This window comes from Leptospira kmetyi serovar Malaysia str. Bejo-Iso9, assembly GCF_000243735.2.
GTDB classification, from domain to species: Bacteria; Spirochaetota; Leptospiria; order Leptospirales; family Leptospiraceae; genus Leptospira; species Leptospira kmetyi.
Genome location: NZ_AHMP02000003.1, coordinates 3,250,489 through 3,264,924 on the forward strand (window position 1 = coordinate 3,250,489; position 14,436 = coordinate 3,264,924).

General features: G+C 42.7%; 14 protein-coding genes. 1 reads left to right on the forward strand and 13 read right to left on the reverse strand.

The genetic code is table 11. The annotated features are described in order from the left end of the window. Positions 1–207: 207 nt before the first annotated feature. From LEP1GSC052_RS17690 to LEP1GSC052_RS17740, 12 genes are all read right to left on the reverse strand, one after another. A complete protein-coding gene (locus LEP1GSC052_RS17690) occupies positions 208–2,598 on the reverse strand; it encodes a GAF domain-containing SpoIIE family protein phosphatase (protein WP_010572928.1) in 2,391 nt (796 codons plus the stop codon). Next, entirely contained in the window at positions 2,595–3,899 is a 1,305-nt protein-coding gene (locus LEP1GSC052_RS17695) for a hypothetical protein (RefSeq protein WP_010572927.1), read from the reverse strand. The genes LEP1GSC052_RS17690 and LEP1GSC052_RS17695 overlap by 4 nt, the downstream gene beginning before the upstream one ends. Next, complete coding sequence (argJ, locus tag LEP1GSC052_RS17700) at positions 3,880–5,031, reverse strand: bifunctional glutamate N-acetyltransferase/amino-acid acetyltransferase ArgJ (protein ID WP_010572926.1); 1,152 nt, start codon at positions 5,029–5,031, stop codon at positions 3,880–3,882. Before argJ ends, LEP1GSC052_RS17695 begins: the two co-directional genes overlap by 20 nt. Before the next feature lie 73 nt (positions 5,032–5,104). Further along, positions 5,105–6,496, reverse strand: a complete 1,392-nt coding sequence (locus LEP1GSC052_RS17705; RefSeq protein WP_010572925.1) for a HAMP domain-containing sensor histidine kinase — start codon at positions 6,494–6,496, stop codon at positions 5,105–5,107. Next, positions 6,486–7,190: a response regulator gene (locus tag LEP1GSC052_RS17710; protein WP_010572924.1), complete on the reverse strand. Its 705-nt coding sequence runs from the start codon at positions 7,188–7,190 to the stop codon at positions 6,486–6,488. Before LEP1GSC052_RS17710 ends, LEP1GSC052_RS17705 begins: the two co-directional genes overlap by 11 nt. 156 nt (positions 7,191–7,346) lie before the next feature. Continuing rightward, positions 7,347–7,799: a hypothetical protein gene (locus LEP1GSC052_RS17715; protein WP_010572923.1), complete on the reverse strand. Its 453-nt coding sequence runs from the start codon at positions 7,797–7,799 to the stop codon at positions 7,347–7,349. Beyond that, positions 7,796–8,194: a hypothetical protein gene (locus LEP1GSC052_RS17720; protein WP_010572922.1), complete on the reverse strand. Its 399-nt coding sequence runs from the start codon at positions 8,192–8,194 to the stop codon at positions 7,796–7,798. Before LEP1GSC052_RS17720 ends, LEP1GSC052_RS17715 begins: the two co-directional genes overlap by 4 nt. Continuing rightward, the gene (locus tag LEP1GSC052_RS17725) at positions 8,178–8,777 is read right to left on the reverse strand and encodes an RNA polymerase sigma factor (RefSeq protein WP_010572921.1); all 600 of its coding nucleotides are present in this window, start codon (positions 8,775–8,777) and stop codon (positions 8,178–8,180) included. Before LEP1GSC052_RS17725 ends, LEP1GSC052_RS17720 begins: the two co-directional genes overlap by 17 nt. Next, entirely contained in the window at positions 8,774–9,172 is a 399-nt protein-coding gene (locus LEP1GSC052_RS17730) for a hypothetical protein (RefSeq protein ID WP_010572920.1), read from the reverse strand. The genes LEP1GSC052_RS17725 and LEP1GSC052_RS17730 overlap by 4 nt, the downstream gene beginning before the upstream one ends. Continuing rightward, positions 9,169–9,342, reverse strand: a complete 174-nt coding sequence (locus tag LEP1GSC052_RS21345) for an LIMLP_16695 family PerRB-regulated protein (RefSeq protein WP_010572919.1) — start codon at positions 9,340–9,342, stop codon at positions 9,169–9,171. The genes LEP1GSC052_RS17730 and LEP1GSC052_RS21345 overlap by 4 nt, the downstream gene beginning before the upstream one ends. A 275-nt stretch (positions 9,343–9,617) precedes the next feature. Then, positions 9,618–10,289, reverse strand: a complete 672-nt coding sequence (locus tag LEP1GSC052_RS17735) for an NUDIX hydrolase (RefSeq protein WP_020986343.1) — start codon at positions 10,287–10,289, stop codon at positions 9,618–9,620. Between the two features lie 33 nt (positions 10,290–10,322). Continuing rightward, positions 10,323–11,489: a ribonuclease D gene (locus LEP1GSC052_RS17740; RefSeq protein WP_040913175.1), complete on the reverse strand. Its 1,167-nt coding sequence runs from the start codon at positions 11,487–11,489 to the stop codon at positions 10,323–10,325. Between the two features lie 41 nt (positions 11,490–11,530). Here LEP1GSC052_RS17740 and purF point away from each other — a divergent pair, with 41 nt between their 5' ends. After that, entirely contained in the window at positions 11,531–13,003 is a 1,473-nt protein-coding gene (gene purF / locus LEP1GSC052_RS17745; protein ID WP_010572916.1) for an amidophosphoribosyltransferase, read from the forward strand. 169 nt (positions 13,004–13,172) lie between these two features. Here purF and LEP1GSC052_RS17750 read toward each other — a convergent pair whose 3' ends face one another. Then, entirely contained in the window at positions 13,173–14,372 is a 1,200-nt protein-coding gene (locus LEP1GSC052_RS17750; protein ID WP_010572915.1) for an acyltransferase family protein, read from the reverse strand. Positions 14,373–14,436: the final 64 nt, after the last annotated feature.

Consider the following 14,436-nt stretch of genomic DNA (forward strand, 5'->3'; position numbering starts at 1 on the left):
AGCTGCTTTTTTCTTAGCAACTTTTTTCTTAGCTGCCTTCTTTGCTGCTTTCTTTTTTGCAACCATTGACTCTTCCTCCGTGTTACTAACATTAAGTTCTGAATGTTCTTCAGAGCTTAACGCCGTGATTAGGGACATAATTAATGGATCAAGATAAAAATGTAAAGTGTTTTAATAAATTTTTACATTTTTTTTTAAAATTTATTTCTAAGAGAGATTTCTTTTTAATTCGTTAGTCTTCTCGTTCACTTCAAGACAGATGAACGATATATCATCGCTAGGATCTTTCTTTCCACGATAGTCTTGAATTGTTTTTAGTACAAGATCCGTTAGATCTTGCGGATTTAATTGGTGATTGTTCTTCAAAAGATTTAAAAAATTCTCATCACCGAAGATCTCTTCGTTATCATTGAACGTTTCAGTGACTCCATCGGTGAATAAAATCAACTTATCACCCGGATAAATCGGTATCGTTAAGTGTTTATACTCGGTAGGAAGCACGCCTAAAACTCTTTGAGTCTCGGTTCTTAATTCTACTTTTCCGCTTTTTCGAATACAAATCGGAGAAGAATGACCCGCGTTGATGTATTTAAACGTTTCTTCCTGAGAATTATATTCTCCGCAGATGAAAGTCATGAACTCGCTTCCTCTATATCTCTCGATAAGAAACGAGTTGATCACTCTAAAGATCGTCGATAAGTCCGATTTTTTTCGAATTTGATTCTGTATGATGCCTCTAATCGCGCTCACTAGGTATCCTGTTCCCAATCCGTGACCTGAAACGTCTCCTAAAGCCAACAACATCGTATTCGAATTTAATTTTTGCAGATCTAAGTAGTCTCCGGAGATTCCCACCGCCGGAATCGAAAAGAATCCTATGTTAATTCCTTTGATCGGTTCTCCTTCCGCAACGTGAAGAGTTTTGTCGATGATCGAAGCCATGTTGAGATCGCGTACGATTCTTTTTTTCTCGACTTCTTCGGCCAAAAGCGCGTAATTCTGCAACAACATCGAAGCCATTCGCGTACATTCCTTCAAAAAGTGAAGTTCTCCGAGATTGAAGTTCTTTCTGTTGTTCTTTTCGCCCACGAGAAACACGCCCAAAACCTCTTTTCCCTTGGAATAATTGAAGATCGGATACGTTAGCTGCACTCCCGAGTTATGCAAAAATTTATAGACCGATTCGCGGATTCCGAGCCCGTACGCGAGGTGTGTGGTTACGATCACCTCGGTATTGGAGGCGAAATACTGCCAGATTTCTGAATTTGAGGAGATTCTAATGAAGTTGATATTCTTTAGATCCGTTCTCGGAAACTTATCCGCGGGAATCAAAACGAGAACTTTAGAGATGTCCAACGCCTCGGAAACCTTTCTCATCAAACTGTTGATCGTCGCCCTCATCGAAATCGGGGCGCTGATCATCGCCGAAATTTCCTCCAAAGCGGAATGTAATTTTTGATTCCGTTTAAAACCCCACGTGTCTACAAGACTCGAAAGACGTCTGTTGATCGAACTCGCCGTATAAACGCTCGAACATAAAAAGAGAATATTGAATTCCTCTAAGTATTTATCCGCGGCGATCGGATTGAATTTAAAAAACGCTCCGAGTAAGAAAAGATAACCGCCCGCCAAGATCAGAATCAGATAAATCGACGTGAGCGAAGAACTGAACGCGATCTGAACCGGAACGATCGAATACGTAAACGTTCCGTATATGATCAGCGCCGGAAAAATCAAAAAGGCGGATAAGATCAAAAGTTTGGAAAGATCGGGTGAGATGAGTTCCGAAAATTCGACGGAAACGAAAGGAAGAATCGAAATCGCGCTGAAGGCGACGATCAGACTGAACTTCTTGAATAAACTCTGAAGAGGAAAAAGATTCCGTATCGAATCCAAGACGAGAAAGAAGATACAAATCACGGAGCAGAAAAGAATAAAATAAACTCCGTTGGTCGCGATGATTCCGAAAATATGCGGATCCGCTTTCTGAGATTTGCCCACAAAACCCGCGATCAAGGAAAAGATGATCTCCGGTGCAAACCAGCGCGTTGGAAGTTCCTTTCCTCGAAGACGGAATGAAATATTCAAGATTACGAATGCTGTAAAATAAAGAAAAAAGAAAAATAGGAAGTGAAATTCGTGAAACCCGACCAGGAAAAAGTTGAACAAACTCAAACACGATAAGGATCCGAACAACAAAAGCATATAGAGATCTCTCGTGTAAAAGAAAAACCAAATCGCAACCGAAAGATACAAAAGCGAAATCAGAATGTCTCTTGTAAAATCCTGAATGACCGCGTAATCGGATTTGGGTGCGAGAATCACGGGAATCGTTTCACTGACTCCCTTGTTGTAAACGTGTATTCCGTTTTCGTAAGATTGTCCGGACTCGGCCATCTTCACCGCGATTTCCAATTCCAGAAGATCGACTTTTTTACCGAGAATGCCCGGAAATTCTTCGCTGCTTTGGATGATCGTTCCGTTCGGATAATAATAAAAAGGAGGTCGTAACGTTTCCGACGAAGATTGTAAAACTCCGACGAGCAACGCAATGCTGAGAAGAATCAGCGAAATGAATAATAAAAGTATGTTTCTCACGAAGAAAACCTCAGATCATGAATGGAAATCATCGGTCTGCTCTTCCAAGTAAGAATCAACGGATCGTTTTCGATGTTTTCTTCCACTTCCCAACCCGCGGAAAGAAGATTCTTACCGAAGTTCGAATTTCTATGAACCTTGAAGTTTTTGCCGGAAGTTTTGAGCGATATCGTATTCTCGCTTCTTCGAATGACTCCGACGAGAAGATCGTAGTCTTCGTTCCAGGAGATTTCCTTTAGATAGGATTCCACGAGATTCTTGATGTAATTCAGACTTTGGACGGACCGCGAAGTTCTCGCGGAATATAAGATTCCTAATATATAACAAAGAACTAATACGGAAATCTGGTTCGTAACCCCTAATTTGAGAATGACGAAGTAGGTTTCTTCTCCGTCCGAATTGAGAAATTCAACGAGTTCGCCCGGTTCTCTGGAAAGAATTTCGATTCGGATGTTTCCGATCATCGGAGGTTCCGCGGCTTCGAGAAATTTACGGATCTTACCGGCGGTTTCCAATTCTTTTCTATATTTTTTATTCTCCGCGACCTGAGAGGAAAGAATATGATTGTGAACCGCGATTCCGCATTTCCCGGAAAGGAAACTCAAATCCTGTCTTACGGAATCTTTCGGAATGTTGGAAACAGCGAGAAAACCGAACAAAGTTTCTCGATATACGAACGGCAATATGAAATTCGCTCTCAGACTTACGAAGTCCTCGTTGATCTCGTGATTCTGATCCGGTTCTCCGATAATCGCTCCGTTCTTTTTGTTGAGGATGTATTGCAGAAGTTTTGCGTCCGGGTTGATCCCGTCGTGTGTGATCACCTTTCTCTGTTTTTTCTTCGCGTATGTGTAGAGTTCGAAAGTTCTTAGATCGTTGTTGAGAAGCGCGAGTTTTCCGTAATTGCTTTCTGTTAAGCGAACTAGATCGGGGAATACGTTTCGAATCAGACCTTCGTGATCGAACTTGCGATACGCGAGTCTTGAAGAACGCGGATCGTCGCTTAAATATTCGGAAATGAGAATGGACTTCAGTTTACCGCTGAGTTTTTCCTGAAGAGGAAACAGGATGAACACCGCGAAGATCAAGGTCGAAAGAAGACTGACTTCCATGTAGTATTCGATTGCGGTCGGAATTACGGTGAGAACGAAAAAATAAAGAGCCAACGCAATGAGAATCGAAATTCCCTTTGCGAACAGGTTGATGATCCCGGAAATAAGATAGTAATCCGTTACGAGCGAACGGAACGCTTCTTTAAAACCGGGTTGTATATCCTCGTTTTCAGGTAGTGTAGTAAGCATTCTCTTCGATATATTTTTCCGTAAAATCGCAACCCCAAAATTTCATGGAAACGGTCCCAACATTCAATACTACATTTAAGGAAATTTCAGTATTATTTTTTAGATATTCGGAAAGCTTTTTCAATGTTTCGGGGTTCGCTTCCTTAACCGGAAGAGTTCCGAAATAAATCTGAAGACCTTCAAAAGGGATCGGTTCGTCGAAAACCTTGCCGACGGCCATCACCAATCTTCCCCAATTCGGATCGCCGCCGTAGATCGCCGTTTTGACAAGCGGAGAATTGAGAATGGACTTCCCGATCTTTCTCGCTTGTGTTTCGTTTTTCGCGCCCGTGATCGTGAGTTCGATCAGCTTCGTCGCGCCTTCCCCGTCGATCGCGATGAGTTTGGTAAGATCGATGCTGATTTCAGTAAGCGCTTTCGAAAACTCATCCACGGAACTTTCTCCCGCGAGTCCGTTGCACAACAATGCGACCGTGTCCGAAGTGGAAGTATCCGAATCGATCGTCAAACAGTTGAAACTCTGATCGACCGAAGTTTTTAAAACGGAATAAAGATTAGTTCCTTCCGGAAGAGAAACGTCCGAAAGAATATAACAGAGCATCGTCGCCATATTCGGTTCGATCATGCCTGCGCCTTTTGCGATCCCGTAAATCGTACCTTCTCCCGATTTCGTTTTAATTTTTCGGAAAGAAATTTTCTTTCTCGTGTCCGTAGTCATGATCGCTTCCGCGACTTCTTCCAAGTTTCCGGGTTTCAGAAGCGATTTCGCTTTTTTACAAGCGGGAAGAATCACCTCCATCTTTAACGGAACGCCGATCACTCCGGTCGACGAGGGAAGAACGAGCTTTTCGGAAATGCCTAACGATTCTCCGATTGCCTTGCAGATATCTCTGGAGTTCTGAACTCCTTTTTCACCGGTTGCGACGTTCGAGTTTTTAGAGTTGATGACTACGGCTTGCAACACGCCGGATTGTACGTGTTCCTTTCCTACGATCACCGGAGCTCCGGGATAATTGTTTTTTGTGAATACCGCGGTCGCTTTGCAGGGAACTTCGGAATAAATGACTCCGAAGTCTTTTGTGTCGTCTTTGATGCCGATATTGATTCCGAAAGATGAAAAGCCTTTAGGCATGTCCATGAAGTTGATCCTTTCTCCAGTCGATTGGATCTATCTTTGGAAAATTAACTCTGCCGAAAAGAAGAATTCAGGACGCGTCGGCTTGATAACGGATGGGAATGGTGACCGCGAAAATGGTTCCGCCTTCGGGATTGTCGTAAACCTTTACGGAACCGTGATGCAAACGTACGATATGTTTTACGATGGAAAGTCCCAAACCGGTTCCGCCTTCTTTGCGGGAACGATTCTTATCGACTCGGAAAAATCTTTCGAAAATTCTGCTTTTGTCCTCGTCTTGAATTCCGATTCCCTGATCGATCACTTGGAACTGAACCTGATCCGTTTTTACGGGAAGAATTTTCAGAGTGATCGTTTTTCCTTCGGGTGAATAAGAGGAAGCGTTCGAGATCAAGTTGAGAAGCATGTGTTCCAAAAGAACCCAATCTGCCGCAATCATCAAAGGTTCCGGCATCTCCACGGCGAACTTCTGACCCTTGGAAGACACGACTCCTTCCACGGTGTAACTTAAATTCTCCACAAGAGATTTGAGGGAGAATTCTTCGTCGCCCGCGATCTTTGTTTGGTTTTCGATTCGGGTGATCGTTAACATGTCTTCGACGATACGAACCATACGATCCGTATTTCTCGAAATCGCGTCCAAAAATCTTTTTTCATGACTTTCGGGAGAAAGACGAAGACGATCGAGTAACGTTTCCGTATATCCCTTGATGGACGTGATTGGAGTTTTGAGTTCGTGAGAAGCGTTTTGAACGAATTGTTCTCGGATGATATGAGATTGTTTTTCTTCGGTGATGTTTCGAATCACCCCGATATACATCAACGTTTTGCCGTTCGTCTTCAACGGATACATCTTGATCGTGTAAAAATTATGCCCGAGATCCAATTCCATTTTGGAATCGCCGGAACCTTTGAGATGACTCGATACGAATTCCAAAAGTCTCGGATCTCTCGTTGCGTCGGTCACCTTTCTCGATCTTGAGTTCGGTTCGATCAAAGAACCCGGAATACTTTTATTCTGAAAAAGAATGGAGGCGTTTTCGGGATCGATCGCAAAAACTCCTTCCTTTAAGTTCTGCAAAACCGAATCGAACTTTTCCTTTTCGATCGTGAGATCCACGAATTGATTCTTGAGTCTTGAGGACATCAAGTTGATCGAAGAGGCGAGATCGGCGAGTTCTCGAATATCGGATAACGCGAGTTCGGAACCGAAGTCACCCGCATTGATATCGCTCGTTTTCTTTTCGATTCGATCAAGGGGCTCGGCCACTCTTTTTGCGATCGAGTAGGACATATAGAACGTCCCGAACATCGCAAAAAGAACGTAAAACGAAAACAGAAGAATTTTGAAGTCGGGATGAACAAACTTCTCCACAAAAAGAACCGCGCCTGCGGCCACGAGGAGAACTAGCAAAAGTAACCAGTTGCTAAGAAGAAGTTTTGAAAATAAGCTACGCCTCATTGAATCTATAGCCGATTCCGCGTATAGTCTCGAGTCTTTCCTTTTCTTCTCCGAGTTTATCGCGTAATCTCTTAATATTTACGTCGACAGCTCTGTCGGTTACGTAAATATCTTTTCCCCAAACCCGATCCAATAACTTGTCCCGAGTAAAAGCCACGCCGGGGTTTGTCATGAAAAGATTCAGGATTTTATATTCGATCAACGTTAAATCGACTTCGGAGTTGTTTATAAATGCCTTATGCGCTTTCAAGTTGAGAAAGATGCTTCCGATGGTGATATTTCCTTCGAATTGTTCCTCTTCTTCGCCTTCCTTCGTTCTTCTCAAAACGGAACGAACTCTCGCGATCAACTCTCTCGTGCTGAAGGGTTTACGAACGTAATCGTCCGCGCCGAGCTCGAGTCCGAGAACCGCTTCGGTTTCTCCGGATTTTGCGGTAACCATAATGATCGGCATGGAATATTTTTCTTTGATCTTTTTGCAAAGATCCATACCGCCGATTCCCGGAAGCATAAGATCTAAAATGACGAGGTCCGGAGTATTCTTTTCGAGTTTCGGAAGTACTTCCAATCCGTTTTGGCAAGTGTCGACTTGGTAGCCGTTTTCTTCGAGGTGGAATCGGATCAGCTCGGCTATGTCTTCCTCGTCGTCAACGACGAGGACTTTTTGCCCTGGGTTCCCTGATTGGTTTTTCATGAGTCCTATTCATCTTTCCGGATCTGTATTTCGACCGGACAAAGTTTATAATCCATAATATTCCAGAAATTCGTTACAATTAGAATACGAAAAAATTACAAACTACAGAAATTCGATTCTCCCTTTTCGAACAAAATGACAGAGAGAAAACAAACGTTATTCTTTATCGCCCAATTGTGAATTGATCTTACGAATCAGAACGCGTTGACGGAAAATCGAAAAGATTAAGAAACCTGAAAGTAATAAAGCTCCGATGAGATAAACTTCATTCAAACTTTTTAATCTTTCGTGTTCTTCTTCGATCGCTTTGATACTTTCCAAGTGGGAAATCAAAAAATAGAATTTGTCCGCGTTAGGCCACTCTTTCTTGGATTCTTCCCGAATTTGAGTGATGAGGATTGCGGCCTCTTCCTTTTTCATCTTTTGGATGATCGGAAATATTTTGTCCAAGTCCGAGTTCAGATAATCCTTCGCTGCCATCGCGGGTTTGGAACCGGAATCCGCCGAGGGAGAATTCTTATCCGCAAAAACTCCGTTTGTCGACGTCAGAGTAAAAAGAATCAAAAGGGACAGGAGGGAAGTTGAAGTTCTAAAAGTATTCGAATTCATTCAAAAAAACCTAATTTATTTTTCCATTCTTTGGTGTAAGGGTTTCTATAATGGACAAGATAGATTCCCGCTAAAATAGCGAAAACACAAAAGAGAATGCTACTCGTGACTAAAATAAAGGGAAGAATGCCGGTCTCGATCAGAAAATCCAAATCCAAAAAGAATAAAACGGACAAAGGCGAAAATCCCAAAAGAAACAAACCGGATAAGATAATCTTAATGTGGCGGACCGGAACGATGTGCAACATCACTCTTCGTTTTAAATCGGGAGGAACGGGCGTGTTCTCGCGGAGATTCAGCGTTTCCTCTTCGAAGAAATGAAGTTTTTCCTCGAGTTCGGCGGGAACGGAATCGACCTCCGCGGAATGGGAAGCGGAATCATTCTTGTTTTTCATTCTCTTCCTTATTTAACCAATCTCTCATGATTTCCTTACCCCTGAAAATATAACTCTTCAAAGTGTTCATTTTCAAGTTTAATTTTTTCGAAATTTCTTTATAGGACATATTCTCAAAATAGTGGAGAGCGATGGGCTTTCGATAGAGTTCGGGCAGGCTTTCTACGAGCTTTCGGATCTTCTCGTAACTTTCCTGTTTTAAGAGTTTGGTTTCCTGTTCGGAGGAGATTTCCGATTTCTTTTCTATTCCGTTTTCGGCGAGAAGAAGCGCATCGAGTCCGGCGACTTCGGGGTGTTCCTTTCGATATCTTCGGATGATTTCGTTTCTTGCGATGACGAACAACCAAGTGGAGAATTGGGATCTTCCTTGAAACGTGGATAAACTTTCGAAGGCTTTTAGGAAAATGTCCTGGGTGAAGTCTTCGGCTTCGGTTTCGTTACGAAAGGCTTTGATCGCCTGAGAGTAAACCAATCCCTGATAACGGTTCATCAATTGTTCGAAGGAATTGAAATCCCCGTGTAAAACTTTTTGAATGCAGTCCCAGTCCTCCGGGTTGCATACAATGGGAAAGTTTTCCCTCATCGAGATCTGGAGAATTTATAATAACAGAGCAATCCCAAACCGGTTCCGAGTGGAACGAGTCCGCCGAGCATTGCGAGTGATTGTCCTAATACGGAAATGAATCCGATGGAGAGTGCGATTCCGACAAAGGTGAGAATCAATCCTAAAAAGAAGGAATACGTCCTAAGATCGAAGGTTTCTTTTTTATAAAGCCCGGCTTTGATGATCTCGATCCTTTGTCTGTACCACCAGTAGAAAACGAAAAACAATAGAGAACAACCGAATACGATTCCGAAGATGGGAACCAAATAAAGGACCACTTTGTAGTCGGATCCGGAGTTTGAACTTTGATTCTGAAGGTGTTTCAGAATCAAATCCAGCGTTTCTAATAATTTTGCTTTTTCTTCTGGGTTCATCTTACAATGGCAGTTGCTTTTTTATTTTCCGCTTTGGTCTTGAAGTAAGGAATTCTTTCTTCGATGCCGGGACGGTTGATCAAGGATTGATACCATTCTTCTTCTTGAAAACTTTCTTTTAAGAATGAATTGCGTATTTCTGTTTGAAACAAGTTCTTGATGATCTTCATAGTTTTTTACCTCCTTTAAAATATTACAGCGCGTTTGAACGTTAAAATGCCTTATCAAAAAAAATCAAACTGCAAGGTTCCGGCCCGTTAGGGGACGGATTCTTATGTCTTATAAAATTATCGGCAGACTCAAAAAATTTGCCGTATAATTTCTCACGTTCCCTCGAACGATTTTTCAAAACAAGGAAATTCAAAATTCCGCCGCTCGATGTTTAGCGACAGAATCTTATCCACAATTTTCAGACGGCAAACTATCTGAAGAAAAAAATGTCTTTTTAATTTTTTTTAGAGAATTTTCGGATCGGATCAAAAAAAGGAGGAGTGCCTAAATTCGGTTCGACTTTGGTTGCTTCTCTTTCAAAGCCCGCATATTCGCGTAAAAAGTTTACGATAATTCTTCCCGTGGCTCCCCAGAGTAATCCTTCTTCCAGATCGAAATAATAAATTTCGATTTCTCTCGCGCCGGATCTTCGGATTCGAATCGAATAAAACGGCGCAGTTTCCAATCGTTTGAGATCGAGTATGATAGAACGTTCTACTTCTTCCGGATTCGTGTTGAACGAAAACGTTCCGTTGTAACGAGCGATGAACGGTGAAATATGAAATCCGGTATGCGTAAAGAGTCCGTGGTATTCTCCCAAAACGTCGAGAACGGAACTGGATTCTCCCATTTCCTCTTCCCATTCCCGCAAGGCCGTATCCAAAAGATTCTTATCCGTTTTGGAATGTGCGCCGCCGGGAAACGAAATTTGTCCGGGGTGTGCTTTTAAATTGGAATTCCTTTTTTGAAGAATGATTCCTTGCTCGTTGTCCGGTTTTTCGTAGATGGGAAGAATTACCGAAGAAGCTCTGGATTTTTCCTCGCCCAACGGAGGAGCGGGAATTCCCGTAAAAGTTTCCTGAGGAACTGCAAGCCGATCTTTGAGCGATTGAAAATCAAATCTCATTCTTAACCTGCATTCAAAATTTTGAATATTCCTCTATTCGAATTTTTTATTAATCGGAATCAATCCTTTGATGTTCGATTCGTACGGTATGTTTTCCAAGGCCGCGAGAATCGAAGGTCCGTAATGAATCACCTTCCATTCCGAAAAAAGATTCATCTCCCTCAGTTCGTCGAGGGTCTTCGGATTTTTGTGCGCGAGTTCCGCGATCATTTTGTTCGAAGGCATCATCTGATGACTCATTCTTCGTATGGACATGATCGTTTCTCTCCAGATCCGCAGACGTTTGAATCGTTCGCCTTCTTCGTTCGTCAAATTCTCGCCCGGCTTTTTAAAAAGTTCGGACTTTTGAATCGGAGGTCCGCTCGGATTCGCGTAAATCTGAAACAAAGTCTCCGCGTCTTTTTTGCCGAGAATTTCGGTTAACTTTGCCATGTCCCTTCTCGACTTTACGAGAAGAACCACTTTCTCGTTATTGAATACTCGGAAAGGAGCCTTGTTCAACTTTCTGGATTTATCGTCCCGAAAAACCAAAGTGTCGTAGATGAATCTTCTTTCGTCCGCGCTGTATTCCAAAATCTCGGGAAATTTATCCATCGAAATGGAATTTCCTTCCGCTCCCGGTTCTTCCGATGCGATCTTTTCGAACTCGGAAAGAGCTTCCTCGTAGAGGTTTCTCTTCGTGAGTTCTTCCTTCATCTTTTCCCAGATCGTTTCTAAATAGACCGTGTCCAAAGCCGCGTATTGAAGCTGGCTCTTTTCAAGAGGGCGCTTTTCCCAATTAGACTTCTGTTCCTTCTTTGAAAGTTTAATTTTATGATAATAATCCACGAGATAGGTTAGGGAATATTGCTCGTGATCCAAAAGACGGGAACTGAATCCGGTATCGGCGATATTTACGAACTTAAAACCGAAGTCTTTTTTGAGCGCTTTTATATCGTCAATGGCGGAATGGAATATTTTTAGAATTTTTTTATCTTCAAAAAGCGTTCCAAGACCATCTAAGTTTTGTAGCTTTAACGGATCGATGATGTAATTTTTTCCCTTAGCCGAAATTTGAATCAGACAGACCTTGGAAAAATACGTATAATAACCGGAGGATTCGGTATCGATGGATATGGAGTCCGCCTGGCTCAAATTAATGAGAACGAGTTGTAGGCTTCGAATTGTATCTACGACTATGTAATCGGAATTTATTTGCATGAAAAACGCGACCTGAGATTTTAAGCTTAAGAAGGCAGAGAATGAGTCGAATTCCCGATAAATCCAGAGTAAGAAGACAAGCCCAGGATGACAAACCAAAAGATGAATGTGCGATTTTTGGTATATTTAATTCTCCGGAAGCATCCAATTTCACATATTTAGGTCTTTACTCGATGCAACATCGGGGCCAGGAATCGAGTGGAATCGTTTCCTCCGACGGAGAGCACCTCTACCGCTACGCCGGAATGGGTTTGGTCGCCAATATCTTTACCGAAACCAAGCTCAAAGAACTTCAGGGCAATTCGGCCATCGGCCACAATCGTTACTCTACCACCGGAGCGAGCTTTTTAAGAAACGCCCAACCGCTTCGGGTCGAATCCCATCTCGGAGCCGTTTCCCTGGCCCACAACGGAAATTTGGTCAATTCCTGGGAACTCAGAAGCCAACTCGAAAAAGAGGGAAGCATCTTCCAAACTACGATCGATTCCGAGGTCATCGTTCACTTGATGGCCCGTTCCGGAGAATCCGATTTCCTCTCAGCGCTTTCTTCTGCGCTCAAAAAAGTGAGGGGCGCTTACTCGCTCGTCATTCTTACCAAATCCCAACTGATCGCGGTGCGCGATCCGAACGGATTCCGTCCTTTGGTGATGGGCCGCCGCGAAGACGGTGCGATTGTATTCGCTTCCGAAACCTGCGCTTTCGATATTACGGATACGAAATATGAAAGAGACGTGGAGCCAGGCGAGATGATCGTCGTGGATAAGAACGGAGTGAATTCTTATTACCCGTTTCCGAAAGCGACTCCGAGTCTTTGTATTTTCGAATATATTTATTTTGCAAGACCCGATTCCAATATCTTCGGAGAATCCGTTTACAAGGTTCGCAAGAACTTGGGAAGATTCTTAGCCAGAGAATTACCTGTGGAAGCGGACGTTGTGATTCCCGTTCCCGACTCGGCGAGTATCGCGGCCTTGGGTTACGCGGAAGAATCGGGTATTTCGTATCAATCCGGTTTGATCCGTTCGCATTACATCGGTAGAACGTTTATCGAACCCGATCAGAAGATCCGAGATTTCGGAGCGAAGATCAAATACAACGTGGTTCGCAACGTCGTCGAAGGAAAACGAGTGATCGTGGTCGACGATTCCATCATGAGAGGGACGACGAGCCGAAAGATCATCAAGATGATTCGAAACGCGGGTGCCAAAGAAATCCATCTCCGAGTTTCCGCTCCTCCTACCATTTCCCCTTGCTACTACGGAATCGACATTCCGACCCACAACGAACTGATCGCCGCAACACATACCATCGAAGAGATCCGCAAATATCTGAGAGTGGACAGCATCGCTTATCTTTCCGTGGAATCCATGAACCGCGCGGTTCTGGATCACAAAGGCGGCGGATTCTGCAACGCTTGTTTTACGGCTCAATATCCTGTTGAGTTTCAGAGCGAAGTCGGAAATCAGAAAAGTCTTTTTAAAGAATATCAGGTGGAAGAAAGAGCCGTTTATTGATCAACGGCTTAACTTCTGTTCGAGATTTTTTACGGAAATTCGGAGAATGTGTAGTAGTTCCTACACATTCCGTCACATCGCATAGGCTGCGAGTCCCTCGGAGAATATTTCTCGTCCGATTTTTGTAAGAGTTCCCACATTTTAGATTTTAGGAAAGGATTCTCGCTCCTCAAATCTTATCGCCGGTCGGATGCACCTTATCGATCTTGATTTTCATGTTGTGAAACGGTCTTTCGATGATCAGGTATAGAATCCAACAAACCAAAAAGATTTTCAAACATACGATCACATAGATCGAAAAGAATCCCGTCCAAGAAAGACTGTCCAATCCCATTTCCTTTCTTACGAACCGAATCGCTAATACCCCGTGCCATAGATAAATCGTGTAACTCAATCTTGAGATCGGTCTGAACACGATCGACGCGAAAAATTTATAGACCGGACTCGAAGGAATCATCGCCGAAAAGGTAAGAAGAATAAAAACAACGTGATATACGTTATAACTCAAAGTATGGGATAAAAGTTCGTTCTTACGGATTTGAACTCCGATAAAAAACAAAACGACCGAACCCACAAAAAGAAGAAACGCATGTAAACCGTTCCATTTATCGAAATATCTTTGATTAAAGATTTCGAATGCTATGATTCCCACGAAAAGCGCGTCGAAACGAGTATGTGTCGCGTAATAAATTCCGCCGATCGGTCCGTTGTAGAAATGATAGATCCGAAAGAATATGGGGAGAATGTAGATCGCCAATAAAACCAAAATTCTTTTTTGAAACGGAAGTTTGAAAAGAAGAAACGAACAAAGAAACGGAAGAACGATATAAAAATGTTGTTCGAGGGAAAGAGACCAGCCGAATTCGAACATACGATTCGGATTGTAATTGGAAAAAAGAAAAATATCCGACCAAGGATTCGAGATCGCTTCGGCCGCGCGGTTTAAAACGAACAACTCCACTTCGTTCGGATTCGTTTTTACTTTCATCTCGTTGTAGATTACGAGCGAGAATAAAAATGTGATGATCAAAACCGTATAATAAGCGGGATAAATTCTTAGAATTCTTTTGAGATAAAATTCCCGGATGTTGATCGTGGAATACTTTTCATAAACGCGAAACAAGCCCGCGTAAATCAGAAGTCCGCTCAAAAGAAAAAACAAATCCATAAAGTGACGCATACTCAGGATCGATTCCAAAGTAGCTTTGGTAACGAGTCCGTTTTCCAAAAAACGATGCGTGTTGTTTTCCCATAAGTGGAAGAAGAGAACGATTAAGATCGAAAAGGCTCTCAGTCCGTTTAACGATTCGATCTCCTTAGGATCTTTTTTAAATACGCCGAAAAAATAATCTAGAATCTTTGTCTTCATTTGTGTCTTTGTGATTTGAATCGAATATCCGCTAATTCTTTTTAGAACTCCACCTTGATGACCG

What these genes read in the sequence shown, in the direction of transcription:
- purF (WP_010572916.1), top strand. Translation starts at nt 11,531, where the DNA reads ATGAGTCGAATTCCCGATAAATCCAGAGTAAGAAGACAAGCCCAGGAT.
- argJ (WP_010572926.1), bottom strand. Translation starts at nt 5,031, where the DNA reads ATGCCTAAAGGCTTTTCATCTTTCGGAATCAATATCGGCATCAAAGAC.
- LEP1GSC052_RS17715 (WP_010572923.1), bottom strand. Translation starts at nt 7,799, where the DNA reads ATGAATTCGAATACTTTTAGAACTTCAACTTCCCTCCTGTCCCTTTTG.
- LEP1GSC052_RS17695 (WP_010572927.1), bottom strand. Translation starts at nt 3,899, where the DNA reads ATGCTTACTACACTACCTGAAAACGAGGATATACAACCCGGTTTTAAA.
- LEP1GSC052_RS17725 (WP_010572921.1), bottom strand. Translation starts at nt 8,777, where the DNA reads ATGAGGGAAAACTTTCCCATTGTATGCAACCCGGAGGACTGGGACTGC.
- LEP1GSC052_RS21345 (WP_010572919.1), bottom strand. Translation starts at nt 9,342, where the DNA reads ATGAAGATCATCAAGAACTTGTTTCAAACAGAAATACGCAATTCATTC.
- LEP1GSC052_RS17720 (WP_010572922.1), bottom strand. Translation starts at nt 8,194, where the DNA reads ATGAAAAACAAGAATGATTCCGCTTCCCATTCCGCGGAGGTCGATTCC.
- LEP1GSC052_RS17750 (WP_010572915.1), bottom strand. Translation starts at nt 14,372, where the DNA reads ATGAAGACAAAGATTCTAGATTATTTTTTCGGCGTATTTAAAAAAGAT.
- LEP1GSC052_RS17705 (WP_010572925.1), bottom strand. Translation starts at nt 6,496, where the DNA reads ATGAGGCGTAGCTTATTTTCAAAACTTCTTCTTAGCAACTGGTTACTT.
- LEP1GSC052_RS17735 (WP_020986343.1), bottom strand. Translation starts at nt 10,289, where the DNA reads ATGAGATTTGATTTTCAATCGCTCAAAGATCGGCTTGCAGTTCCTCAG.
- LEP1GSC052_RS17710 (WP_010572924.1), bottom strand. Translation starts at nt 7,190, where the DNA reads ATGAAAAACCAATCAGGGAACCCAGGGCAAAAAGTCCTCGTCGTTGAC.
- LEP1GSC052_RS17730 (WP_010572920.1), bottom strand. Translation starts at nt 9,172, where the DNA reads ATGAACCCAGAAGAAAAAGCAAAATTATTAGAAACGCTGGATTTGATT.
- LEP1GSC052_RS17740 (WP_040913175.1), bottom strand. Translation starts at nt 11,489, where the DNA reads ATGCAAATAAATTCCGATTACATAGTCGTAGATACAATTCGAAGCCTA.